Source organism: Stenotrophomonas sp. RIT309, from assembly GCF_000632045.1.
Lineage (GTDB): Bacteria > Pseudomonadota > Gammaproteobacteria > Xanthomonadales > Xanthomonadaceae > Stenotrophomonas > Stenotrophomonas indicatrix.
This window is the reverse complement of the sequence record NZ_JFYS01000028.1, coordinates 1-26,626: the sequence shown is the minus strand read 5'-3', so window position 1 is coordinate 26,626 and position 26,626 is coordinate 1. Positions and strand designations below refer to the sequence as shown.

Here is a 26,626-nt window from a genome sequence, read left to right as displayed (position 1 = left end):
CCGTGAATCCATCCCTGGAGGCTTGGCCGCGGCATCCATGCCGCGGACACCCCCGCAACCGGACCCACCCCGCCTTCGACAGTTCCCCGGTGGCCAGTAGATCCACGCCATGCGTGGATGAATCTTCATCGAAATCGAATATTTCGACATTGAGACGAGGAGCATCCACGCATGGCGTGGATCTACCGGTCACGACGTCGCGTCTGGGGCAGAGCCCCCTGAGTCAGGGGGCGGCCGCAAAGCGGCGGGGGTCTGGAAGCTGGTAAGCGGGGCCCACGGTTCGCGCAGCGAAGCGTGGGAGCGACAGCACGCATGCGATGGCGTGTTGCCCGGGCGCAGCCCTGCCCTCCCCCCCTTACTTCTTTGCGCGCGGCTGGTTCAGCGGTTCCATCGCGCGGAAGCGCTGGCTGTACTCGTCGGTCAGGGTGCGGGCTTCCTGGCCGTTGCGGACGATGGTCGGGGTCAGCAGCACGATCACTTCCGAACGACGGCTGGTGCGGCTCTTCTGGCCGAACAGCGCGCCCAGTACCGGAATCCGGCTCAGGCCGGGAATGCCGCTGCTGCCATCGGTGGCCGAATCGGTGATCAGGCCGGCCAGCATGATGGTGTCCCCGCTCTGCACCGCCGCCTCGGTGGCCAGCTTCTTGGTGGAGATGCGCGGATTGCAGTTGCGCTCCTGCGGATTGCAGTTCTCCGGCACGTCCGATGCGCTGCTGATCTCCTGCACGATATCCAGGAACACCGTACCGTCACGGGTTACGCGCGGGCGCACCTTGAGGATCACGCCGGTGTCGATGTACTGCACCGAGCTGTAGCTGCTGGTGCCGATGCCGGTGTTGACCGTGGTGGTGTTGATCGGCACCTTGTCGCCTACGTTGAGGGTGGCTTCGGCGTTGTTGCGCACGAACACCGAGGGCGTCTGCAGCAGGCGCACGTCGGTGACCTTGTCCAGCGCACTGACCACGGCCGCACCGTTGTGCCCGGTGAACGCCCAGCCGGCGCCATCGGTACCGGTCACCGCACCGGCGAAGGTGTTCCAGGAGCCGCCGGCCGCTGCTGGCAGGGTCAACCCGGACAGCGCGCCGGTCAGCGCGCGCCCCGCCACGGCATTGTCGAAGAACCAGTTGACGCCGTACTTCAGGTCTCCGGTCAGCCCGACTTCGGCCACCTGCGCTTCGATGTGTACCTGCAGCGGCATCACGTCCAGCTTTTCGATCACCTCGCGGATCGAGCGCCAGGCCTGCGGCGTCGAACGCACCAGCAGCGTGTTGGTTTCCTCCACCGCCGACACGCCGACACGATCACCCTCCACTTCCAGGCTGATGCTGACGTTGCCCGACTGGCGCTGCGGCAGGTTCAGGCTGCCGGCGCTGCTGCCACTACCGCTGCTGCTGCCGCCACCGACCTGGTTGTTGAAACTGCTGCTGTTGCCCGCGTCCATACCGCGGTCGCCCTCGCTGCCCAGCTGCGAGGGAATGGCACCCGGCGCCAGCGATGCCGAGCCGGAGCCGCCGCGGTTGCCGCTGCTGGCAAAGGCTTCGCTGAGGCGTTCGGCCAGGTCGCGTGCCTTGATGTATCGCAGTTCATGCGAGAACAGGCGCGCGCTGCCGCCGGCGGTATCGATGCGGTCCAGCCACTGCTGGATCTGGTCCAGGTAGCGCACCTGCGGGGTGATCACCAGCACTGCATTGGCGTTTTCCAGCGGCAGGAAACGGAACATGCCGGCGCTGGGCGTCTTGCTCTCTTCGCCGAAGACCTTCTCCAGATCCGCCGCGACCTGCTCGGCCTTGCCGGACTGGATCGGGAATACACCCACCGACATGCCCGAAAGCCAGTCGACGTCGAAGATCTCGACGGTATGCAGGTAGTTCTCCAGTTCCGCACGCGTACCGCCGAGGGTGATCACGTTGCGCCCGCTGTCGACGTTGACGATGGCATTGGGCCGCGCATAGGGCTCCAGCACCTTCTTCATCTCGGTGGCGGAAATGAACTGCAGCGGCACCACGCGCACTTCAAAACCGCGTGCGCTGGAGGCCGGCGCGGTGCTCGGCGCCACGGTGCCGGCCAGTGCCTGGTCGGCGGCGACGATGTTGTAGCGGCCACCGCTGTAGACCATGCGGGCGTTGTTCCAGCCCAGCACCATCTCCAGCAGGTTCAGTGCCTGTGCCGGCGATACCGGCTTGGGCGTGGCCAGCGTCACCGTGCCCTGCACCCCCGGGGCGATCACGTAGTTCTGGCCGAGCATGTCCCCGAGGATGGCCTTGACCACCGCGTGCACCGACTCGCCTTCAAAGTTGAAGGTCGCCTCACCGGAGCTGGCCGCATGCAGCGCGGGCGACGGCTTGCGCGCGGCTTCGCGGTTGATCATGGTGCCGGTGCCACGGCGGATCACCGCCTGCGGCGCCCCCTGGGCTTGATCGGCCGCTTCGGTCTGCGCATCGACGGCAGCCTGGCCGGCACTGGCCGAGGGCTGCAGGTTGCCGTTGCGTTGCACATGCGGGGCCGACACGGTGCTGCAGCCGACCAGCAGCGTCAGGGCGAAGGACCAGGGAAGAAAACGCAGATTCATGCATTCACTCTATCGGTTGGTGCCATCGCCCGGGGGCGGCGACGGTTGTTGCTGCTGTTGCTGCAGCTGACGGCGGCGGGCCTGGATGCGTTCGCGGATGGCCTGCATCTGCGCTTCGCTGGGACCGTTGGTGTTTGCAGGGGGTGCGGCGGCCGCGGCCGGTGCAGGCGAGGCGGGAGCCACGTTGCCATCGGCGGCACGGGGGGTGGGCAGCGTCTGGCTGGGCGTTGGCGGCGGTGGCGGCGGCGGAACCACCGCGCCAGGCACAGGCGGTGTGCCATTGGCTCCGCGCAGCGCGGTCGGCGCTTCACCGCCCTGGCCATTGAACACGGCCAGTTCCAGCACCTGGCTGCCACTGGAGCCGATCACCGTGGCCTGGCGCGGTTCCAATGCCACCAGCTGCCAGCCATCGACTGCATCGCCGTTGAGGCGCAGGCGCAGCGACCGGCCCTGCTCGGTGGTGAAGGTGGCCATGCTGAAGTCGCCGGTCATCAGCACGCCGGTCAGGCGCAGTGCCGGACTGGCGGCGGCTTCACTGCCCCCCAGCAGGTACGGGCGCGGCTTGCGGTCTTCGGCGAACAGGGGCCGTTCGCTGATCACGCTGTAGCTGTCTGCGCCGGCCATGCGTTCGGGCGCCAGCACGGGCAGCGCCGGCAGCGCGGCCTGCGCGTCGCCCTCCGCACTGGCCGTGGGCAGCTGGCTGCCAAGACCGAAGCCGGTGGCCAGCCAGATCGCTGCGGCCCATCCGGCCAGCGCCAGCAACAGCCCGGTGCGCAGGCTGATCTGCTCAAGCTTCATCGGCCACCTCCTGCGCATCGGTGGCAGGCTGCTCCGCCGGTGACGGCACAGGTGCCGGCGGCGACGCCACCGGCGCTGCTGCAGGCGGCGTGGCCACGGGTGCTGTCGAGGGATCGGCAGCAGCCGCCGGCAACAGGTAGCCGGCCAGCTCGAAGGACACATCCAGGCCGAGGCCGGATTCGTTGGGCGATTGCTGGAAGCGCTGTGCGATCAGGTTGAGGTTGTCCACGAACAGGCGCGGGCTGCCGGTCTCCAGGCTGTGCAGCACGGTGGCCAGTTCGGCCACGCCACAGCGCAGGCGCACCTGCATGGCCACGCGCACGAACGCAGCATCGCGACGGTTGTCGCTCAACGGCGTGCGGTTGCTGATGGTGCAGCTGCGGTTGCCCGGGCTGGCCATCGCCACCGCATCCTGCAGGCGTGCGCCGAGCGCGGCCGCGGCGGCCTCGGCGGTGGCTTCCTGCAGGAACCCCGGGCGCTGCTGCAGGGCGTCGCGGGTTGCGCGCAGCCGCTGTTCGATCTGCGGCTGCTGCTGCAGCTGCGCCTGCACGCGCTGCTGGCGCTCGCGCAGGGCGGCGGCATCGGCATCGATCGCCAGCAGCGGCTGGGTGAACCACGGGTGCACCAGCAGCAGGTAGGCCAGGCCCAGCACTGCCAACAGCAGTGCCAGTGCCAGCCAGCGGTCACGGCGTGCGCTTGGCATCGGCATTGGCCGCCTCCGTGGTTGCAGTCGGGGCGGGTGCCGGCGCCGCTGCCGCCGAAGGCAATGGCTGCAGCTCGGCGGTCAGGGTGAAGCGGTCGCGGCCACTGGCGGCACCGTCAGCCTGCAGCACGCCGGTAAGGTTGACCTTGCGCCACTGCGGCGCGTCCTGCAGCAGCGTGACCAGCTGCGATGCTTCGCTGCTGAGGCCGATCAACTGCAGGCTGTTGTTCTCGATCGCCAGTTTTTCCAGGTAGGTGCCATCGGGCAGGCGTCGGGTCAGCTCGTTCCAGAGTTCGACGGTACTGGCGCGCTGGCTGCGCTGTGTTTCCAGGAACGCCGCTCCATCCAGCAGCGCCTGCAGCTGGCTGCGTTCGCTGGCCACGCCACGTGCACTGCGGGCGCTGCGCTCGACGTCTGCGCGCAGCGCATCGACGGCGTCACGACGGTTGTCCAGCAACTGCATCGCCGCCAGCACCAGCATCACCAGCGCAGCCATGGCAAGCAGCAGGTTCCAGCGCCGCATCGGGTCCGGTCGCTGCTGACGCTGCGCGGGCGGCAGCAGGTTGACCTGCAGCGCGCGGCCCTGGGCATCGATCGCATCGACACCGGCCAGCACGTCGGCCCACGCTCCGATCTGCGCGCGCCAGTCATCCAGCTGGCGCAGCGGCCAGGCCACCAGCTCCACCTGCAGCAGGCCTTCGCCGGCACTGCCCAGCTCACGGATGTCATAGCTGACCTGGCTGGCTTCGAACGGTGTCTGCCGGTCGATCTCGTAGCCGACCACCGCACGCAGGCGGTCAGCGGCTGCGGCAGGAAGACGCAGATTGCGCCGCAGGACCTGCCCGGCCGGCAGCAGCCACACCCGTGGCAGGCTGCGCAGGCGCGGCTCCAGCACGCGGTCCAGGTCCGCAGGTTGCAGTGGCCACGGCAGGCGGGCCACGGGCTCGAGACCGTCGCCGGTTTCACGCCAGACCTGTAGTTGCCCGTCCTCGCACTGCAGCAGCAGGCGGGTCTGCGACCAGCCCAGCGCCCATTGCCAACGCATCGGCACCCAGGCCAGCAACGACTGCCGCCACCAGCGCAGGAAACGGCCGGCACCGGGGCCAATCTGGCCCTGCACCTGCCGCAGACTGTCCTGCCACGCCGTCATCTTGCTGCCATTCCCTGCTCCCAGCGAAGCACTGTGTAGGTCCGGCCGGGCACCCCGCCCGATCCGTTGCGCACCACCGCCTGCAGCACTGACAGGCGTCCGCTGCCGTCAGTGGCGCGGGACTCGATACTATAGGTGCCACTGCCGCTGGCAAGCGCTGATGCACCCGCAGCGTTATCTCCGTCACGCTCCTGCTGGGCGCGTTGCGCCAGCAGTTGTTCCGCATCCAGGCCCAATGCCGTCAACACCGGTCCACTGGCGAAACGTGGATCCGGGCGCGCCTGCCGGCTGTAGAGCGTCAGGTGCGGCAGCATCGCGGCATACAGCGACCCGCGCATCCCCAGCACCCGCTGCAGTTCGCCCAGGGTTTCAAAGCGCTTGTTGCGCGGGCCATAGGGCAGGCCTGCGGCGGCGTACTCCGGCGCCTCGGCACCGCCACCGGGCTGCAGCAGGCTGTCTTCGTCGCGCCAGTCGATGATCGCACCGGCCAGCTGCCTGGCGCTCTCTGCCGGCTCGCCCAGTGCCTGCATGAATGCGGACAGCAGGGCCGCATCGGCCAGGTTGAGGTTGATCTTGCCGTTCTCGTCCAGCACCCGGATCTCGATGCGGGCGTCGTCGAACTGCCAGCGATAGGCGCGGCCATCAGCCTGCCACGGCGGACGCTGCGGGTCCGGCTGCAGCCGCAGCAACGCGTATTCCAGGCCGGCGCGGGCGCGCTCCTGGCCGCGTGCGTCGTCACCGAGCACCCGCTGCTGCAGGTGTTCGACCCGTGCGCTGAGCGCAAAGGCGCCGACCAGCGCGGTCATCAGCGCGATCAACCACAGCACCAGGACCAGCGCGGCACCACGTGGACGCTTCATCGCGCACCTCCGCTGCCACCGGCCCGCAGTGACACCACCAGCGGCGGCCACGGCGTGCCCCTGGCCGGCACGATCTGCACTTCCACCAGCAATGGCAGGCGTCGGGTGTCCTCCCAGCGTGGCAACCATTCGGTCAGCTGCCCGTTGCTGGCGTCGACACCGCGGTAGCGCAGCCTTACGTCCTTCAACTCCTCCGCCAGCACTTCGGGCGGGCGCGGCGGGTTCTCTTCGATGCGCTCGCCTTCCTGCAGCAGCACCAGCCCCAGCAGCAAGCGGCGGTGGCCGGCTGCGCCATCCACCTGCAGCGCATGCAGGTAAGGGCCGCCACGACCGAGATAGCCCGGCAGGTCGGCAACGAACTGCATGCCCTGATCGTCACCCTGGAAGAACACCGGTTCGCGGGTGGGATCGGGCACTTCCAGCGGGCTGCGCAGGGCACTGGCGAGCTGCCGCCGCAGCAGGGCCTGCACTGCGCGCATGCGTTCGCTCTGCGCGGCAATCTGCTCGCCGCGCTGGCTGATCGCCATCGCCGAGCGCACGCTGGCGAACGCCAGCGCCAGGCCGCCTGCCAGCAGCACCGTGGCCAGCATCACTTCGACCAGGGTGAAGCCGCGTGCGCGGCGCCTCATCGCGCATTCTCCAGCGCGGGCGGCAACAGACGCAGGCTGCGCCAGCGCAACTGCTCGCGTTCACTGTCGCCCCAACGCACCTGCAGCTGCAGTTCCGCCAGCCAGGGTGCGCCCGGCGACTGCGCAGCGGGCAGCGCACCACTGCGCGGCTCGGCCCAGGGCTGCACCTGCAGCTGCCAGTGATAACGCCCCTGCTCCCACTCGCCCTGCTGGCTGCCGGCCTGCAGCGGTGCTTCCACCCCGGCGGCGGCCAGCAACGACTGCGCGTGCAGCACCGCGCGCGTGCGCAGCTCGGCGTCGCGCACCTGCCGCGCGCCGCCGGACAGGCTGCCCAGCAACAGCGTCAGCGCCAACCCGAGCAAGGCGAAGGCAACGATCACTTCCAGCAGGGTGAAACCACGGGCGCGCGGCCTCATTGCGCCCGCCACGGTCCGGAACGGACTTCACCGGTCAACCAGCCGACATCGATGCGCCACTCGGCGCTCTCCAGCTGCAGGCGGATGCGGCCGCCACTGGAGCCGCCGTCGGGATGGAATTCGATCACGCCCTGGCCGGGCGCGGTGGCCAACTGCGCGGCACCTTCGAACTGCACCTTCAGCTTGGCCGGCACTTCACCGTGGCGCTGGCTGGCGCCCTGCCAACGATGCTGCGCCGGTTCGATCACGAAGCGCTGCGGTTCGCCGCGGGCAATGGCCTGCGCGCGCACCATGCGCAGCTGGTTGGCGATGTCCTTGCCGGCACTGCGCAGCTGCATGCCGGCAAAGCCGCGCGACATGCCAGCGGCGGTGATCAGGCCGATGGCCGCGATCAACGCGATCACCAGCAGCATTTCCAGCAGCGACAGGCCCGCCGCGCGCCTGCCGTGCAGGCGCGGGCGTGACACCCGGCGCGGCAGGAAAAGCAGCATGCGTGCTTACGGCTGGTAGCGGATGTCAGCGTCGACGCTGCTGCCGCCGGCCTTGCCGTCCTTGCCCAGGCTGATCAGTTCATACGCCTGGCCCTCGCCCGGTGCGCGGTACTCCAGCGCGTGGCCCCACGGGTCGTTGAGGTCGGCAGGCTTGGCATACGGGCCCAGCCAGCCACCGACGCCGGCCGGTGCGGTCACCAGGTCGTTGAGCGAGGCGGGCAGCTTGCCGGTGTCGATCTGGTAGTTGTCGACCTTGGAGGCAACGGTCTGCACCTGCGCCTTGGCGATGTTGGCCTTGCCACGATCGGCGCCGCCGAGCACGCGGCTGGCGACCAGGGTCAGCACCGCGCCGATCAGCACGATGACGATGATGATCTCCAGCAGGCTCATGCCCGACTGGTGGCGTGCGGCGGTGAAGGAAAGGCGGATCGGTCGACGGGAAGCAATCATGGTCGGTCCTTTCAGGTACGGGATGTCGGGGTTGCGAAGGAGGCCATCGTCAGCCGATGGCGTTGGTAAGGTCGTACAACGGCACCAGCACGGCCACGATCACCGCGCCGACCACCGAGGCCAGCACCAGGGTGATCGCCGGCACCATCGCCGCCAGCAGGCGGTCGATGCGGCGGGCGCTGTCCTGTTCGAAGGTATCAGCAGCTTTCAGCAGCATGGTATCGAGCGCGCCGGACTCCTCGCCGACCTGGATCATCTGCAGCGCCAGCCGGGGAAAACGCTTGCCGCGCGACAACGCCAGCGACAGGCCGGTGCCGTTCTTGACCTCGTCGGCGGCGGTCTCCAGGTCTGCGGCCAGCGCGCGGTTGCCGAGCACGTTGCGGGCAATGCCCAGCGCCCCCAGCAGCGGCACGCCGTTGCGCAGCAGTGTCCCCAGGGTGCGCGCCAGCCGCGCGGTTTCCAGCTCGCCCAGCAGGCGGCCGATGCCCCGGCGCTGCAGAAGCCAGCCATCCAGCGCCAGACGGAACGCGGGCTGCCGCACCTTGCGTTCGAACAACAGCAGCAGCACGCCCGGCACCACCAGCAGCAGCACCCACCAGTCGCGCACGAACAGGCCCAGCTGCAGCACCATGTTGGTGAACCATGGCAGCGCCACGTCCAGGCTTTCGTACATCTGTGCGAACTGCGGCACCACGTAGCCCAGCAGGAACAGCAGCGCACCACCCACCACCACCAGCAGGATCGCCGGGTAGACCAGCGCGTTGATCACCTTGCCCTGCAGCGCACGGCTGCGTTCGAGGTAGTCGGCCAGGCGTTGCAGCGTGTCGTGCAGGCTGCCACCGGCTTCGCCGGCGCGCACCATGTTCACGTATAGACGCGAGAACAGGCCGTGCTGGCGTTCCAGCGCAGTCGACAGCGGCGCGCCACCACGCACCACGTCGCGGATGTCAGTGATCGCGCGGCGCGAGCGCTCGTCTTCGGGCAGGCTGAGCAGGATCGACAGCGCGCGGTCCAGCGGCTGTCCGGCACCGAGCAGGGTGGCCAGCTGCTGGGTGAACTGCAGCAATGCCGCGCCCTGCAGCGGACGCTGGCGGAACAGGCCGCGCAGGCTGCTGCCGCCAACCGCCCCCCCGTCGGCCAGCTGCGTTTCCATCGGCAGATGGCCCTGGTCCTGCAGGCGCGCGACCAGCTCGGCCTCGCTGGCCGCTTCCATCTGTCCGTCGAACACTTCACCGTGTGGGTTCAGTGCCTTGTAACGGTAGTTCGGCATGTCAGCGTCGTCCCTGCACGCGCATCAGCCTTCCTCGGTCACGCGCAGGACTTCCTCGAGGGTCGTCTGCCCGCTCAGGGCCTTGCTCAGGCCGTCCTCGTACATGGTGCGCATGCCGGCTTCGCGGGCGATGCGCTCGATCTCGCCCATGCCATCGCGACGCATCACCGCACGGCGCAGCGCGTCGTTCATCACCAGGAATTCCATGATGGTGGTGCGCCCCAGGTAGCCGGTCGGCGCCAGCGCCGAAGGCTTCGGGCGATAAAGGTAGATCGTTCCATCCGGTTGCAGGCGGCGCAGGTCGAAGCGTTCGATCTCTTCCGGCGAGGCTTCGTAGCGTTCGGCGTGGGTCGGCTCCAGCCGGCGCACCAGGCGCTGGGCCAGGATGCCGTTGATGGTGGAGGTGAGCAGATAATCTTCCACGCCCATGTCGAGCAGGCGGGTGATGCCGCCTGCGGCATTGTTGGTGTGCAGCGTGGACAGCACCAGGTGGCCGGTCAACGCTGACTGGATCGCGATGCGCGCGGTTTCCAGGTCGCGCATTTCGCCGATCATGATGATGTCCGGATCCTGGCGCACGATGCTGCGCAGCGCATTGGCGAAATCCAGCCCGATCTGTGGCTTGGCCTGGATCTGGTTGATGCCTTCGATCTGGTACTCGACCGGATCTTCAACGGTGATGATCTTGACGTCGGCGGTGTTGAGCTGGCTCAGCGCGGTGTACAGCGTGGTGGTCTTGCCCGACCCGGTGGGGCCGGTCACCAGCAGGATGCCGTGCGGCTGTTCAAGCACCTTGCGGAACTGCGGCAGGAAGGCATCGGTGAAGCCCAGCCGATGGAAGTCGAACACCACCGTCTCGCGATCAAGCAGGCGCATCACCACGCTTTCGCCGTGCGCGGTGGGCACCGTGCTGACACGCAGGTCCAGTTCCTTGCCCTGCACGCGCAGCATGATGCGGCCATCCTGCGGCAGGCGGCGCTCGGCGATGTTGAGACGGGCCATGATCTTGATGCGGCTGATCACCGCGGCGGTCAGGTTGGCCGGCGGGCTCTCGCCTTCGACCAGCACGCCATCGACGCGGTAACGCACCTTCAGCCGATTTTCGAACGGCTCTACGTGGATGTCCGACGCGCGCAGTTCGACCGCGCGCTGGATCACCAGGTTGACCAGGCGGATCACCGGCGCTTCGGAAGCGAGATCGCGCAGGTGCTCGATATCGTCCACTGCGCCGCCCTCGCCATCGGCGGTTTCCACGATCGCGCCCATCGCACTGCGGCCCTGGCCGAACCAGCGCTCGACCAGATCATCGATCTCCGCGCGCATGCCCAGCAGCGGCGTGACCGGTACACCCAATGCCAATTGCACGGCCTGCTGCGGGTAAGGATCGTGGGCGTCGGCCAACCACAGCTGCACGCCGTGTTCATCCAGCGCCAGCGGGCACACGTGGAATTGCTTGAGGAAGCGCAGCGACAGCGGCAGGCCTTCGGCCAGCGCCTGCGGTGGCGATTCAGGCAGCTGCCGTCCTTCCAGCAGCGGCAGGCCCAGCACATCGGCGCTGGCCTGCGCCTGGTCACGTTCGGACACCAGCCCAAGCCGTACCAGCAGCCCAAGCAGGCTGCCACCGGACTCGGCATGCAGCGGCCGCGCACGTGCCAGATCTCCTTCCTTGAGCCGACCACGTGCCAGCAGCGCATCGAGGATGCGGCCTTCAGTGTCTTCGGTGGCAGTGGCAGCGAGCGCGTTCACATGACTCTCCTGTCGATCGTCCCGACTTTAGCAGTTAAGCCGTGGTTTCCACCCTCTCCGGTTCTTCTTTCGTAAAAAGACGAGGCCCGTCACACAGGTGACGGGCCCCGCTTATTCATTTACGACAGTCGGTTATTACTGGGTCGCCAGGATGCTCACCCCGCTGTAAGCGGCCTCACCCACCACCTTGATGTAGTAGGTACCGGCCACCGGCTTGGCCACGCGCACGGTTTCGGTATTGCCCGGGCGGGTCGACTTGGCATCGTTGTCGGTCGCGGTGGGCACGCGGCCCTGCGCCAGGTACACCGACACGTTGCCGCTGCCGCCGTAGGTCAGCACGCTCAGCGTCTTGCCGGCGGCCGCTTCGAAGGTATAGACGGTTTCGCTGGCGGCCGCACCGGCCAGCCCGCCCACGGTCACCTTGTTGGTCAGCGGAATGCCTTCCGGCTCGCAGTTCTCGGTGCACGGCTCCTTCAGCGCGGCATCCAGTGCGGCCTTGGCATCGAGGATGCCGGTACCGATCGGGGTGGCCGCCGGGATGGTCACCGGGAACTTGCGCGCCGACTGCTTGAGCAGGGTTTCCAGCGCGGCCGGCGCCAGCGGCTCCTTGCCCTTGGCGATCAGCGCGCTCTGCACCATGGCAGCCACCGCGGCAACGTGCGGCGAGGACATCGAGGTACCGCCCTTGCCCATCAGCACCCACTCACCGGCGTCCGGGGTGGTTTCCGAACTGGAACCGACCTGCCAGATGTAGCCGTTCGGGTTGCCGTCGACACTGCCGCCACCGCCCGGGGCCGACAGGTCTACCGCGGTGCCGTAGTTGGAGTAATAGGTGATGCCACCGGTGACACGGGTCGCACCCACCGCCACCACGTTGTTGCAGCTGGCCGGACGGTACTTGGACGCGTTGTCGGTTTCGTTGCCGGCCGCGACCACCACCAGGGTGCCGCGCGACACGGCGCCGTTGATCGCGTCCTGGTAGGCGGCATCGCAGGCGCCACCACCACCCAGGCTCATGTTGATGATTTCCGCCGGATTGGTGTTGGCCGGAATGCCCGGCACGGTGCCGCCCGACGCCCAGGTGATGGCGTCGCTGATGTCGGCCAGGGTGCCGCCGCACTTGCCCAGCACGCGCACCGGCAACACCTTGGCCTTGTAGGCCAGGCCTGCCAGGGCACTGCCGTTGTTGGTCACCTCGGCAATGGTGCCGGCCACGTGCGTGCCGTGCCAGGAACTGCCTTCCGGTTCGGAACCGGTGTAGCACTCGTTGGCCGTTTCCACCCAGTCGCCGTAGTCGGTGGCACCCGGTGCGCGGCCATCGTTCGGGCGGCGCGAGGATTCCTTGTCACTGATGAAATCGTAGCCTTCCAGCAGGTTGCTGCCGAAATCCGGCACGCCCGGCAGGATGCCGGTATCGAGCACGGCGACCACGATGCCCTCGCCCTGCGAGAGATCCCACGCGGCCGGTGCATTCACACCACCGGTGGCGTTGAAGAAGTTCCACTGGTACTGCGCGTAGTTGGGATCGTTGGGCACCAGTGCCGGCTGCGCATTGGTGGCACGCAGGTCCGAGCGCTGCAGGCGCACGTTGGCCACCGCGTACTGCACCGACGGATCGGCATTCAGTTCAGCCAGTACCTTCTGCATGTCGGCCGAGCCCAGCCGGGACTTCAGGCGGATCAGGTCGCCACCGGTACCGAGCTTGCGCTCCACCAGCGGGGAAAGTGCCGCAGCACGGCTGGTGGTGCCGCTGCTGACGATGGCACGCGACAGTGCCGACTGCACGACCGAGAGCTTGGTCGAACGATCGCTGGCGGCCGCGGTGCCGTTGCGGTACTTCACGATGATGCCGTCCACGCTCTGCTGGGCAGTGCTGGCCACGCGCGCCGGTTCCTTGGCCACGCCCGGCTTGGCCGCATGCGCCGCACCGACGCCGACAGTCAGCGACAACACGGCGGCAGCCAGCACATTGATGCGAAGGGTCTGCTTCTTGGTCACGTTCGAAATCCTCTTCAAGGTCATGGTTGAGCTTTCCTTCTCCGCCCGTTGCACGGACGGAGCTCACTACGGCCATCACTCCCTGCGACTGCCCTGGCTGGCCCACCAGGGTTGCCATGCCACGCCCCTTTGGCGCTCACTGCTCGACGTGCCGATGGGTTGCCCACCGGCACGTTGTTGCGCACTTACCAGCCGAAGCCGGCACCGACGCCGACCGAGCTGTCATCACTGCTGAAGGCACCACCGACGGTGACCGTGGCGCGATCGCTGATCGCACGCTGGTAGCCCAGCGACATGGCCGACTCGCCGCCCTGGAAACCGATGCCGACGCCGACCCGGTTCTGGGTGCGGATGCCGGCGGCACTGGTGGCCATGTTGAGCATCGCTGCGCTCATCGCGCCCTGGCGGTCGATGCGGCGATCCATGTGGCGCAGGCGTCCATCAACTTCGCCCTTGAACACATCGAAGCTGTCGGTGACTGCCTGAACGCGGCTGTCGGTGTAGCTGTTGGCGGTGGTGATGCCACGATCCAGCTGGCCCGTGTTGACCGCATCGGTTGCGGTGGTACCGGCCGCCACGTTGGTGACCTGGCGTTCGTTGCCCTCACTGCCGACCGAGACGGTGTTGGCGCGATCGGCAACCGAGCCCTGGCCCAGCGCCACCGCATTGGCCGCCGTTGCACTCGCGCCCTGGCCGACAGCGGTGGACGATGCACCGCTGGCGACTGCGCCATCGCCCATCGCGACGGCGTTGACGCCACCGCCTGCGACCAGTGCCGGCTGAGCACTGCCTGCGCTGGCAGCGGTCGGCGTGCCCTGCACACGGGCCGTTGCCGATCCGCCATCCGCCAGGCTCGCGTCGGTGGCAGCCGACGCCGTGGCCACGTTGGACGCGTCTGCGTCCAGCGGGGCGGCCATCGAACGCAGGCTGGCCGCGCCGGAACGCGTGCCGCTGGCGGTGCGACGATCGATCTCGCTGACCTTGCGGTCCAGTGCGCCCAGCGCGTCGCCGACGTTGCTGTAGGTGGACCCCTGGATCACATAGTTCGGCGCGACGAACACGCCCTGCATGCCGACGCTGGCACCGCCGCCGAGGAAGCTGGCGGCATCGCTGAGCGACTGGAACAGCTGCCCACCGTTGATCGCCTGGCGGCTGCCGGAGGCGATGCTGCCGGCGCCGACGTTGTCGATGGTGGTGCCCTGGATACCAGCCAGGGTCAGGCGGTCACGGCTGGCATCGTCGTAGCCGACCGAGCTGGCCGCGCTGGTTTCAACGGTGGCGATGCGCGAGTCGAAATCACCGACCCGGGTTTCCACCGCACCCACGCGCTGGTTGGTGACGTTGAGCTGTGAACCGGTCACGGCGTCGCTGCTGCCGGCGGCGATGCGGCCATCGGCAACGTTGACGATGCGGCGCGTAGCAGGACCATCAGTGCCGTTGCCGCCACCGACCGACACTACGTTTGCATCCACCGCACGCGCGCCGGCACCGAGTGCCACTGAGTTGCTGCCGGTGACGGCGGCATTGGCGCCTACGGCCAGTGATGCGTTGCCGACGGCGCTGGCGTTGCTGCCCAGTGCATTGCTGCGGTTGCCACTGGCAGTGGCACTGGAGCCCACCGCCACTGCGTTGGTACCGCTGGCAGTGGCGGTGCCGCTGCCGTTGGCACGGAAGTGCCTGCTGGTGGCGTCGGCGGTGGAGGCCACCGCATCCAGCTGGCCCTTGTTCACCGCATCGTTGGCCTGGGTACCGGCGGCCACGTTGGTCACCTGGCGGTTGATCGCGCTGTGGCTGACCCCGGCAGCATCGACCCACTCCTGCGCCGCACCCACCGATACCGCATTGGCACGGTCGGCCAGCGAACCTGCACCGAGCGCCACGCTGTTGTCGGCGTCCTTGGTGGTCCAGGTATTGCTGCCCAGCACGGTGGCATTGGTGGCCTGCGCATAGCTGTTGTAGCCGACCACGGTGGCACCGTCCTCGGTGGCCCATGCCTCGCTGCCGATCGCGGTGGTGTGCTGGCCCGTGCCAACGCTGTTGGCGTCCTGTCCGGCCAGCGCGTTGAAGCCGACCGCCACGCCATTGAGCCCGGTGGTGGCATTGTTGCCCAGTGCGGTACCGAACTGGCCGGCGCGCGCCTGCACGCCGAAACCAGCACCGGCGATCTGCGCGACGGTGCCCTGGCCCACGGCTGTGGACACTTCGGCGGCCTGCGCGCCACTGCCCAGCGCGGTGCCGAAGAACGCGGACGTGGCACCGGCGCCGTAGGCGGTGGACTGCCAGCCGTTGGCCGACGAGAAGTTGCCGACGGCGGTGGCTTCGCGACCATCAGCGGTTGCGCCATAACCGACGGCGGTTGCGGCCAGCCCGTTGGCCTGGGCGATGCCGCCGACGGCGACCGCACCGATGCCCTGCGCCTGGGACTGCGCACCGAGGGCCACACTGGCCGGGCCTGCGCTGCTGCTTTCCACGCCGATGGAAATCGCGCCACCGGCCGTGCTGCTGGCGCTGCTGCCGATCGCCACACCGTCTTCACCACTGGCCAGCGCATTGAAGCCGACGGCGGTGGCGTTGGCCGCGACCGCGGTGGCACCACTGCCGAGCGCACTGGCGCCATTGCCGATCGCATTGGCCGCTTCACCGGCCGCCAGCGCATTGTCACCTTCGACGTAGGCACCGGCATCGCTGTCGGCACTGCCGCTGGCCTGGAAGTGCTTGCTGGTCTTGTCGGCGACACTGGCCACGGCATCCAGCTGGCCCTTGTTCACTGCATCGGTGGTCTCGGTGCCGGCGGCAACGTGGGTGACCTGGCGTTCACCGCCCGCGCTGCCGACGGCCACCGTGTTGTCACGGTCGGCCTTCGAACCCGCACCAAGGGCGACACTGTTGACACCGTTGGCGGTCGCGCTGGCACCCAGAGCGGTGCTGTCAGCCGCATCGGCCCATGCATTCCAGCCGATCGCGGTGGCGTAGTCATCGGTCGCCCAGGCACCGGCACCGAAGGCCGCCGCACCGGTACCGCTGGCACGCGACGGGATCAGGCCGAAGAAGGTGCTGCCGCCGATGGCGACACTCTCTGCGCCACTGGCTTCGCTGGACTGACCGACGGCGACGGCGCCGCTGCCTGCTGCCGCCGCTCCGAAGCCGACAGCCGTGGTGTTGGCACCGGTCGCCGCCGAGCCGTAGCCCAGTGCGGTGCCGAGGCGGCCGCTGGCTTCGCTGTAGCCACCGATGGCGGTGGTGCCATCGGCCGAAGCGGCACTGCGGAAACCATTGGCCAGCGACTGCGCACCGCTGGCGACGGCTTCCGCACCGTTGGCGGTGCTGTAGACGCCGCTGGCCTGTGCAGCGGTGCCGGTAGCGGTGGCGCTGATCCCACTGGCTACCGCGCCGTTGCCGAGTGCGGCACTGTCTTCACCGGTGGCCTGCGCGTTGCTGCCCACCGCAGCCGCATTGCTGCCCGTGGCCAGCGAGTTGATGCCCACGGCGGTCGCGTTGGCGGCCACGGCCGTGGCACCACTGCCGAGCGCGGTGGCGCCATTGCCGATCGCATTGGCCGCTTCACCGGCAGCCAGTGCGTTGTCGCCTTCCACATAGGCACCGGCATCGCTGTCGGCGCTGCCGCTGGCCTGGAAGTACTTGCTGGTCTTGTCCGCCGTTGCAGCGACAGCATCGAGCTGGTTCTTGTTGACCGCATCGGTGCCTTCGGTGCCAGCCGCCACGTGGGTCACCTGGCGTTCGCTGCCGGCGCTGCCGACGGCCACCGTGTTGTCACGGTCGGCCTTGGAGCCTGCGCCCAGGGCGACGCTGTTGGCACCGTTGGCGGTAGCGCTGGCACCCAGTGCCGTCGACTCGGCGCCATCGGCCCACGAATTCCAGCCGATTGCAGTGGCGTAGTCGTCGGTGGCCCAGGCACCGGCACCGAACGCCGCTGCGCCGTAGCCACTGGCACGTGATGGCACCAGGCCGAAGAAGGTGCTGCCACCAATGGCCACGCTCTCATCGCCGCTGGCTTCGCTGGAATCACCCATCGCCACCGAGCTGGCGCCCGACGCCGCAGCGAACACGCCGGCAGCGGTGCTGTTGGCACCACTGGCCACGGTGCCATAGCCCAGCGCCGAGCCGAGGCGACCGCTGGCTTCGCTGTAGCCGCCGACTGCGGTGGTGCCGTCTGCAGAGGCTGCCGAACGGAAGCCACTGGCCAGCGACTGCGCACCGCTGGCGACCGCCTCGGCACCGTTGGCCGTGCTGTACACCGCCGTCGCCTGCGCGCCTGCACCGGTGGCGGTGGTGCTGGTTTCGCTGGCCACCGCGCCGCTGCCGAGCGCCGCACTGTCTTCGCCCGTCGCCTGTGCGTTGTTGCCCACCGCAGCCGCATTGCCGCCGCTGGCCAGGCTGTTGAAGCCTACCGCCGTAGCGTTTGCCGCTACCGCCGTTGCACCACTGCCGAGTGCGGTGGCGCCGGTGCCGATCGCATTGGCGGCCTCACCGGCAGCCAGCGCGCTGTCACCTTCCACGTAGGCACCGGCATCGCTGTCGGCGCTGCCGCTGGCCTGGAAGTACTTGCTGGTCTTCGCGCCTTCGGCGGCCACCGCGTCCAGCTGGTCCTTGTTCACCGCATCGGTACCCTGGGTACCGGCGGCCACGTTGGTGATCTGGCGGGTGTTGCCGCCGCCACCGACCGACACGGTGTTGTCGCGGTCGGCAATCGAATCGGCACCCAGCGCCACGCTGTTGGCACCGCGCGATTCAGCCGCATTGCCCAGCGCGGTGCTGTTGATGCCCGGCGCATAGGCGCCGCCACCGACCGCGGTGGAATAGTCGCCGGATGCTTCGGTCGCCAGCAGGCCGAACAACGAGCCACCGACGGCCACGGCATTGGTGCCGGTAGCCAGGCTGCCCTGGCCGGTGGCGGTGCTGTAGGCACCGGATGCTTCCGAATCGCCACCAAGCGCGACGCTGTTGGAACCGGAGGCGTTGGCAAAGTTGCCGAAGGCAGTGGCGTTGAATGCCGAGGCGTTGGCGTAACCGCCGATGGCGGTGCTGTAGCCACCGGTCGCTTCGGCACCGATGCCGAATGCTGCCGAAGCGGTGCCACTGGCCACGCTTTCACTGCCGACCGCAGTGGCGGCCTCACCGCTGGCGTTGCTGAAGTAGCCTACCGCCACGGCTTCTTCGCCGCTGGCTTCGGACAGCACGCCGCTGGCGGTGCTGCCAGCGCCGCTGGCCACCGAGGCCGCGCCGAAGGCCGCACTCTGCTCGCCGCTGGCTTCGCTCTCGGCACCATGAGCAGTGGCGTATTCGCCGGTCGCCTGTGCGTTGGCACCGATGGCGCTGGCATTGGCCGCGCTGGCCAGGGCATTGAAGCCGATGGCCTGTGCGTTGCCGGCCAGTGCATTGGCGCCACTGCCGAGGGCGGTTGCGCCGTTGCCGATGGCATTGGCCGATTCACCCGCGGCCAGCGCGTTGTCACCTTCCACGTAGGCACCGGCGTCGCTGTCGGCACTGCCGCTGGCCTGGAAGTACTTGCTGGTGGTCGCGGCACTGGCTGCAACCGCATCGAGCTGCGACTTGTTCACCGCATCGGTGGCCTGGGTACCGGCTGCCACACTGGTGATCTGCCGCTCGTTGCCGACGCTGCCCACCGACACGCTGCGGTCGCGGCTGGCCACCGAACCGGCACCCAGTGCAACCGCGTTGTTGCCACTGGCCGTGCTGCCCGCGCCCAGGGCGATCGCGCTTTCCCCGCCGGCCACCGTGTTGGTGCCGATGGCGATGCTGTTGATGCTGTTGCCCAGCGCCTGGAAGCCCAGCGCAACACTGTTGTCGCCGTAGCTGAAGGCGCCGCGGCCGACGGCGGTGGAACTGGTGCCGTTGGCCCAGCTGTTGTAGCCGATGGAGGTGGCACCATTGGCGCTGGCCCATGCCGCCGGACCAAACGCCGAGGCATTGCGGCCGGTGGCCCACGCGCCGGCACCGAAGGCAGTGGCGCCTTCCTCGCTGGCAGTGCTGTAGCCACCCACGGCGGTGCTGTCATCGGCCTTGGCGAAGGCGCTGTCGCCGACGGCGACGGCATAGCTGCCGGTGGCGCGCGACTTGCCGCCTGCCGCGAAGCTGTTGTCGCCGGTGGCCTGTGCCGCATTGCCGAAGGCGCTGCTGCTGGCACCGGTCGCCTGCGCGGCATTGCCGACGGCGGTGGAACCGGCCGAGGCGGTGGTGCCGATCTGCACCGGGTTGCCCTGCTCATCCAGCAGCGGCTGGTTGTATTCGTCGTAGGCCTGGCCGAGGCCACCCACGGCTACCGCACCGTCACCGTCGGCGAAGGTATTGCGACCCAGTGCCACGCTGTCGGCGCCGATGGCCGCAGCGCCTGCGCCCTGTGCCAGCGCGCCGGCACCGATGGCGTTGCTGGCCGAACCCGCCGCTACCGCACCCTCGCCCTCTGCATAGGCGCCAGCATCGCTGCCGCTTTCCGGCTGCGCCTGGAAGAAGCGCGCGGTGGTGTCGGCGGTGCTGGCCACGGCGTCCAGCTGGGCCTTGTTCACTGCATCGGTGGCTTCGCTGCCGGCAGCCACGCTGGTGATCTGCCGCTCGTTGCCGGCACTGCCCACGGCCACGCTGTTGGCGCGCACCGCTTCGGAATTGGCGCCCAGTGCAACGCTGTTGGCACCACGCGCAGTGGCGTAGTAGCCGACGGCGGTGCTCTGCGTGCCACTGGCCCAGGTCTGCGCGCCCAGCGCACTGGCGTTCTCGCCCGGTGCATAGGCGAAGTAGCCCACTGCGACCGACTCGGCACCGGAGGCCTCGGTCAGGCTGCCATTGGCCACGGCCTGGTCGCCGCTGGCGATGGCACCGGCGCCGACGGCCGTGGCCGCTTCGCCACTGGCCTGGGTCTGCACGAAGAAGCCCAGGCCCGGGATCACATCGGCCGGGCCACCGATGGCCACGCTGCTGGTGCCGGTAGCGTTGCTCTGCGTACCGACGGCCGTGGAGTAGTCGCCGATGGCATTGGAGACAGCACCGAACGCCGACGACTGTGCGCCTGCCGCGTAGGCTCCCACACCATACGCCGACGCTGCGAAACCACCGGCATCGGCGCTGGCGCCGACGGCGGTACCACCGACCCCGGCACTGGTGGCGCCGGTCTCTACCGGCACGCCACCACTGGTGATCAGCGGATTGCCATCGGCATCCACCGCAGCACCGCCGACGGCGACGCTGCCCGGGCCGACTGCCTGCGCGTTGTTGCCGAAGGCCGCGCTGTTCTGGCCAGATGCAAGCGCGTTGTTGCCGACCGCAGTGGCGTTCTGCGCGACGGCGGTCGCACCTGCACCGACGGCGGTCGTACCGTTGCCGATCGCATTGGCAGCTTCGCCAGCGGCGAGCGCGTCATCTCCCTCGGCCAACGCACCGGCATCGCTGTTGCTGCTGCCGGTGGCCTGGAATCGCTTGGCGGTGGTATCGGCTACCGCTGCCACGTCGTTCAATTGAGCGACGTTGACCGCATCGGTATCTTCGGTACCGGCGGCAACACTGGTGATCTGCCGGGTCAGGCCGTAGTCGACCGCACCCACCGACACGGTATCGACGCGGTCGGCCAGCGAGCCGGCGCCCAGCGCCACGCTGCCGGTAGCCACGGCCGCCGAATTGGAACCCAGCGCGGTGCTGTATTCGCCTACCGCCGTGCTGAACGCACCGACGGCAATCGACGCTTCGTTGGCGGCGGTCGCACCACGGCCCAGCGAGGTGCTGCCGGGGCCCATCGCCACGGCGCCCGCGCCGACCGCGGTAGCGCCATCGGCGCTGGCTTCGGACAGTGCACCCAACGCGGTGGCTGCACCGTTCTCGCTGGCGGCTACGGCACTTGCACCTACCGCCGTATCGCCAAGGCCGAAGGCGGCCGCACTCTGCCCGACCACTACGCTGGCATCACCCAAGGCGAGCGCGTTCTGGCCGAAAGCACTGGCACCAAGTCCTGCGGCAATCGCCTGGGTGCCGACCGCGGTGGTGGCGTTGGCCAGCGACTGGCTGCCACTACCGACCGCGATGGCGCCCTGGCCTTCGATCTTTGCCGCGTCGCTGTCATCACCAGCGCCATCGGCCTTGAAATAGCGGCTGCCCTCGGCCGCCGCCTGCGCAAGCGCGGCCTGCGTGGCGCGCGCCTGTGCATCCAGCTGTGCCTTGTTCACCGCATCGGTGGCGGCGGTACCGGCGGCGACATTGGTCACCTGCCGTTCCTTGCCGGCATCACCGACAGAAACGGTGTTGGCGCGCGTTGCCTTGGAGCCGGCGCCCAGCGCCACGCTGTTGGCGCCGGTGGCGCTGGTACCCGCACCAATCGCCACCGCGTTGCTGCCCTTGGCGCTGGCGCTGCCATCGACCGCGCACTTGTCCAGCACCTTGCTGTTGAGCACCACGCAGTTCGCGCTGCCCCCAATCTCGACCGACTGCGCCGCAGCGATGCCGGTCATGCCCAGTCCCATTGCCAAGGCCAGCGCTGCAGCCAGTCGTGCCGGCGCGGCATCGGTCGCACCGCGGCGCTGGTCGACGACCCCGCCTGATGAGCTGGAAGAGGCCAGTTCCGAGGCCACCACCAACTGACCCAATGCTTTGTTCCAGACCTTGCGATAAATCCGATTCATCGGTACGGCTCCTGATTGGACTGGTTTTGGGCAAAGCAACGCCACCGCCGAGCCTTCGTGGCCCAACGTCCCCTGGGGGCGTTTATTCGCGTGATTTACTGCGGGTATTGCCGAACGGCGCGCAGGGACAGAAAACCGAGCGCATGCGCCGTGCGGTTACTGCGGGATGAACAGATTTGAAACGGGGGTCAAGTGTTAACGGCATCTTTGCGGATCGTCAAGAGTTTGACGCAGCAAAACCCATTGCCGTGAAGCAGTTCACTGTTTCACTTGTTTATGTACGCATTTTGTTAGGCGCACGTGAGGAAATCCTCACTTATGAAAACGCATGTAACTGATGGCCAGTTCAGGAGTTTCCGTATGGACAAAGAAAAACCCGCCGGTTTCCCGGCGGGTTCTCCATACGCGATGGCATCGTCAGCTGCGCAATGCGCGTGCGATCAACCGCACCACACCCGTGCGTTGCGGAACATGCGCATCCACGGTGAATCGCCCTGCCACTCGGACGGGGCCCAGCTCAGGTTGAGCGCGCGCGGGGTGCGCTCCGGGTGCGGCATCATGATGGTCACCCGGCCGTCGGTGCTGGTCAGGCCGGTGATGCCGTCGGGCGAGCCGTTCGGGTTCAGCGGGTACTGGCTGGCGACGTTGCCGTTGCCATCGATGTAGCGCAGTGCGACACGGGCTGTGGCCTGGTCGACGGCGTTGTCGAACACCGCCTGGCCTTCGCCATGTGCCACCGCCACCGGCAGGCGCGACCCGGCCATGCCACGCAGCAGGATCGACGGCGACTCCACCACTTCCAGCAGCGCGGTGCGGGCTTCGAACTGCTCGCTGGCGTTGCGGCGGAACTGCGGCCAGTGTTCGGCACCGGGGATGATGTCCTTCAGCTGGCTCATCATCTGGCAGCCGTTGCACACGCCCAGGGCGAAGCTGTCCTCGCGCGCGAAGAACGCGGCGAAGGCATCGCGCAGCGCGGTACGCTCGAGGATCGAGGTCGCCCAGCCGCGGCCGGCACCGAGCACATCGCCGTAGCTGAAGCCGCCGCAGGCAACCAGGCCGGTGAAGTCCTGCAGCGCCACGCGGCCTTCGATGAGGTCGCTCATGTGCACGTCGAACGCGCGGAAGCCGGCACGTTCGAAGGCGTTGGCCATTTCGATCTGGCCGTTGACGCCCTGTTCGCGCAGGATCGCAACGCGCGGACGCGCCCCGGTCTGCACGAACGGTGCGGCGACATCCTCATTGGGATCGAAGCTCAACTTCGGCTTCAGGCCCGGCGCGGTAAAGGCGCGGGCGATCTCGCGCTCGGCATCGGCGTTGGCCGGATTGTCGCGGCGCTTCTGCATGGCGTGGGTGACCGACCACCAGGCATCGAACAGCGCTTCCCAGCGCCATTCGGCCAGCGACTCACCGCCCAGCGACACCCGCACCACCGGCGCAGTGGTGGGCCTGGCGATGCGCTGTGCGCACTCGGTCAGCGCATGGCGCTCGACCAGGTCGGCGAACGCGGCGCGGTCTTCGCGGGCGATCTGCACAACGGCGCCCAGCTCTTCATTGAAGAGGCTGCGGAACGGGTCATCGCCCCAGGCATCGAGGGTGATGTCCAGGCCCAGGCGCGAGGTGAAGGCCATTTCGCACAGCGCGGCGAACGCACCACCGTCGCTGCGGTCGTGGTACGCGCGCAGCAGGCCGGCCTGGCGTGCATCGCGGATCAGCTCGAAGAAGCCACGCAGGCGCTGCGGGTCGTCCAGGTCCGGGGCGGCACCGGCGAAGGCCGGCAGGTCGCCGTGGTCGGCATGCACCTGGGCCAGGATCGAACCGCCCAGGCGCTGTTTGCCGGCACCGAGGCCAATCAACCACAGCTCGCTGTCGATATCGCGGTCCAGCAGCGGGGTCAACTGCTGGCGCGCATCGGACACCGGCGCGAACGCGGTGATGACCAGCGACACCGGCGACACGCTCTTGTGCGCCTGCCCCTGGTCGTGCCACTGCGCCTGCATCGACAGCGAGTCCTTGCCCACCGGGATGCTGATGTCCAGCTGCGGGCACAGTTCCATGCCCACCGCCTTCACCGCGTCGTACAGCAGCGCGTCTTCGCCCGGGTGGCCGGCAGCGGCCATCCAGTTCGCCGACAACTTGACTTCATCCAGCGCATCGACCGGGGCCGCGCACAGGTTGGTCAGTGCTTCGCCAACGGCCATGCGGGCCGAGGCCGCCGCGTCCAGCAGCGCCAGCGGCGTGCGTTCGCCCAGTGCCATCGCCTCGCCGGCCACGCCGTCGAAATCGGCCAGGGTGATCGCCACGTCGGCCACCGGCAGCTGCCACGGGCCGACCATCTGCTCGCGCGCGGTCAGGCCGCCCACGCTGCGGTCGCCGATGGTGACCAGGAAGTTCTTGGAGGCCACGGTCGGGTGTGCGAGCACGCGCAGACCGGCTTCCTGCAGATCCAGGCCCCCGGTCTTCAATGCCGGCCAGCGCGGTGCCGGCGGGTGCGCGGTATCGCGGTGCATCTTCGGCGGCTTGCCGAACAGCACGTCCATCGGCAGGTCGATCGGCGCGTCGGCCGGAATGTTGCCCGGCACGGCGCCATAGGCCACCACCAGGTGTTCGGCTGCGGTGGCGACACCGACCGCAGCGAACGGGCAGCGCTCACGTGCGCACAGCGCGGCGAATTCGGCCAGGCGCTCCTGCGCCACGCCGAGCACGTAGCGCTCCTGCGACTCGTTGCACCACAGCTGCATCGGCGACAGCGACGGATCGTCGGTGGGTACCTTGCCCAGGTCGATGATGCCGCCCACGCCGGAATCGTGCAGCAGTTCGGGAATGGCGTTGGACAGGCCACCGGCACCGACGTCATGGAAGAACTTGATCGGATTGTCAGCGCCCATCGCCACGCAGCGGTCGATGACCTCCTGGCAGCGACGTTCCATTTCCGGGTTGTCGCGCTGCACGCTGGCGAAGTCCAGGTCCTCGGCGCTCTCACCGGAAGCGACCGAACTGGCGGCACCGCCTCCGAGGCCGATCAGCATCGCCGGGCCGCCGAGCACGATCACGGCATCGCCGTCCTGCAGCAGGATCTTGTCCACCTGCACGCGATCGATGGCGCCGAGGCCACCGGCCAGCATGATCGGCTTGTCGTAGGCGCGCACCAGGTCGGCGCCTTCCGGCAGTTCGAAACTGCGGAAGTAGCCGAGCAGCGCCGGGCGGCCGAATTCGTTGTTGAACGCGGCGCCGCCGAGCGGGCCGTCGGTCATGATCTCCAGCGCCGGGGCCATGCGCGGGTTCAGCGCACGCGGCGCTTCCCACGGCTGCGGCAGCTCGGGAATGCGCAGGTGCGAGACCGAGAATCCGCTCAGGCCGGCCTTCGGCTTGCCGCCACGACCAGTCGCACCTTCGTCGCGGATTTCACCACCAGCGCCGGTCGACGCGCCCGGGAACGGCGCGATCGCGGTCGGGTGATTGTGCGTTTCCACCTTGATCTGGAACGCGCTGGGCACCTGCGGTTCGCGGCGATACTCGCCGCTGGCCGGGTCCGGGCGATAGCGCGAGGCCGGATGGCCTTCGATCACCGCCGCGTTGTCGCTGTACGCGCTGAGCGTGTGCTGCGGGGTCTGCTGGTGGGTGTTCTTGATCATCCGGAACAGCGAGCGGTCCTGCTCCTGGCCGTCGATGGTCCAGCTGGCGTTGAAGATCTTGTGCCGGCAGTGCTCGGAATTGGCCTGCGCGAACATCATCAGTTCCACGTCCGACGGCGACCGGCCCAGCGCGGTGAAGCGCTCGCGCAGGTAGTCGATCTCGTCCTGCGCCATGGCCAGGCCGAGGCGCTGGTTGGCGGCCTCCAGCTGGTCCACCGGCACGCGCTCCAGCTCGCCACGGGCCGGGGTCGAGAACAGGGAGTGGCCCTGATCGACGCGCTCCAGCACCGACTGCGTCATCGGGTCGTGCAGCACCTTGACCAGCGCCTGCTGGGCGGCAGCCTCGGTCGGCCAGCCCTGCACGTCGATGCGCAGGCCACGCTCGACCCGGCTCACCGGCTGGCCGGCACCGCGGACCAGCTCGCTGGCCTTGCTCGACCACGGCGACAGCGTGCCCAGGCGCGGCACCACGATGCGGCTGACCGCACCGTCAGCGACCGCCTCGGACTGCGGGCGGGCTTCCAGGATGCGGCACAGGGTATCGACGTCGGGGGCGGCAGTGCCCTCGGCCTGCACGAAGTAGACGTGCCAGGCACCGCTGATGCGCAGGGAGGGAGCGATGGACTGCAGGCGGGATTCAAGACGTTCGCGGCGGAACGGCGACAGGGCGGGCGCGCCCTCGAGGACCATCATGTCCGGGGAACCGTAGTTGGGAAACGGGCCCGACATTGTACCGGAAGCGGGGATAGGCTTCGGCCGGGCGGCGCCCGGCACCCGCCGAAGCGGTAGTGCCGGCCGCTGGCCGGCAACCTCAACAGCAACAGCCGAAGCAACAGCAGAAGCTGGCATTCCGTGGGATGGCGGGGTGGGTCCGGTTGCGGGGGACGCCGTAAACCCATCCCTGGGGGCTTGGCCGCGGCATCCATGCCGCGGACACCCCCGCAACCGGACCCACCCCGCCTTCGACAGTTTCCTGCTGCTGTTGGTAGGTGTCGACCTTGGTCGACACGGTAGATCCACGCCATGCGTGGATGCTCCCGGTCGTGCCGGCCGCTGGCTGGCCGCCAGGGAAATGCGGAAATCAAACGCCTGAGAGCGAAGCGATCGGCGTTTGATTTTGATCTTTTGTTCGTCTTTCGTGGCTGGCGCTGCAGAAACCTGTCCGTGGCCGGGCGGGTGGGTTGCGCAGGGGCGTAAGCGCCATGGGCCCGAGGCATGCCTCGGGCGGGTTGGGCAGGACGCCCAACCCCGGTCTTGCCGTGTGCGCAGGAC

At 68.7% G+C, this 26,626-nt stretch carries 14 protein-coding genes; all 14 read right to left on the bottom strand.

From position 1 onward, the window contains the following. Positions 1 to 355: 355 nt before the first annotated feature. The gene (gene gspD, locus BW38_RS05855) at positions 356 to 2,569 is read right to left on the bottom strand and encodes a type II secretion system secretin GspD (RefSeq protein ID WP_032977175.1); all 2,214 of its coding nucleotides are present in this window, start codon (positions 2,567 to 2,569) and stop codon (positions 356 to 358) included. A gap of 9 nt (positions 2,570 to 2,578) precedes the next feature. Beyond that, a complete protein-coding gene (locus BW38_RS05860; protein ID WP_032977174.1) occupies positions 2,579 to 3,367 on the bottom strand; it encodes a hypothetical protein in 789 nt (262 codons plus the stop codon). Further along, on the bottom strand, positions 3,357 to 4,076 hold the full coding sequence (gene gspM, locus BW38_RS05865) for a type II secretion system protein GspM (RefSeq protein WP_032977172.1): 720 nt from the start codon (positions 4,074 to 4,076) through the stop codon (positions 3,357 to 3,359). Before gspM ends, BW38_RS05860 begins: the two co-directional genes overlap by 11 nt. After that, complete coding sequence (locus BW38_RS05870) at positions 4,051 to 5,220, bottom strand: PilN domain-containing protein (protein ID WP_032977171.1); 1,170 nt, start codon at positions 5,218 to 5,220, stop codon at positions 4,051 to 4,053. Before BW38_RS05870 ends, gspM begins: the two co-directional genes overlap by 26 nt. Next, positions 5,217 to 6,080 carry a type II secretion system protein GspK gene (locus BW38_RS05875; protein ID WP_025876700.1) on the bottom strand — a complete coding sequence of 288 codons (864 nt, stop codon included), beginning with the start codon at positions 6,078 to 6,080 and terminating at the stop codon, positions 5,217 to 5,219. Before BW38_RS05875 ends, BW38_RS05870 begins: the two co-directional genes overlap by 4 nt. Next, positions 6,077 to 6,709 carry a type II secretion system protein J gene (locus tag BW38_RS05880; protein WP_032977169.1) on the bottom strand — a complete coding sequence of 211 codons (633 nt, stop codon included), beginning with the start codon at positions 6,707 to 6,709 and terminating at the stop codon, positions 6,077 to 6,079. The genes BW38_RS05875 and BW38_RS05880 overlap by 4 nt, the downstream gene beginning before the upstream one ends. Next, complete coding sequence (locus BW38_RS05885; protein WP_032977168.1) at positions 6,706 to 7,125, bottom strand: prepilin-type N-terminal cleavage/methylation domain-containing protein; 420 nt, start codon at positions 7,123 to 7,125, stop codon at positions 6,706 to 6,708. Before BW38_RS05885 ends, BW38_RS05880 begins: the two co-directional genes overlap by 4 nt. Then, positions 7,122 to 7,616 (bottom strand): GspH/FimT family pseudopilin, encoded by a 495-nt coding sequence (locus BW38_RS05890; RefSeq protein WP_025876706.1) that lies wholly within the window; start codon positions 7,614 to 7,616, stop codon positions 7,122 to 7,124. Before BW38_RS05890 ends, BW38_RS05885 begins: the two co-directional genes overlap by 4 nt. 6 nt (positions 7,617 to 7,622) lie before the next feature. Continuing rightward, entirely contained in the window at positions 7,623 to 8,066 is a 444-nt protein-coding gene (gene gspG / locus BW38_RS05895) for a type II secretion system major pseudopilin GspG (RefSeq protein ID WP_032951922.1), read from the bottom strand. 49 nt (positions 8,067 to 8,115) lie between these two features. Beyond that, positions 8,116 to 9,336, bottom strand: coding sequence for a type II secretion system F family protein (locus tag BW38_RS05900; protein ID WP_032977166.1), 1,221 nt, complete (start codon positions 9,334 to 9,336; stop codon positions 8,116 to 8,118). A 24-nt stretch (positions 9,337 to 9,360) separates the two neighbouring features. After that, positions 9,361 to 11,082, bottom strand: coding sequence for a type II secretion system ATPase GspE (gspE, locus tag BW38_RS05905; protein WP_032977165.1), 1,722 nt, complete (start codon positions 11,080 to 11,082; stop codon positions 9,361 to 9,363). A 135-nt stretch (positions 11,083 to 11,217) separates the two neighbouring features. Further along, complete coding sequence (locus tag BW38_RS05910) at positions 11,218 to 13,104, bottom strand: S8 family peptidase (RefSeq protein ID WP_032977158.1); 1,887 nt, start codon at positions 13,102 to 13,104, stop codon at positions 11,218 to 11,220. Between the two features lie 161 nt (positions 13,105 to 13,265). Continuing rightward, positions 13,266 to 21,722 carry an ESPR-type extended signal peptide-containing protein gene (locus tag BW38_RS05915; RefSeq protein WP_081794588.1) on the bottom strand — a complete coding sequence of 2,819 codons (8,457 nt, stop codon included), beginning with the start codon at positions 21,720 to 21,722 and terminating at the stop codon, positions 13,266 to 13,268. Positions 21,723 to 22,162: 440 nt separating this feature from the next. After that, positions 22,163 to 26,047 (bottom strand): phosphoribosylformylglycinamidine synthase, encoded by a 3,885-nt coding sequence (purL, locus tag BW38_RS05920; RefSeq protein ID WP_152543318.1) that lies wholly within the window; start codon positions 26,045 to 26,047, stop codon positions 22,163 to 22,165. Between the last annotated feature and the right edge of the window lie 579 nt (positions 26,048 to 26,626).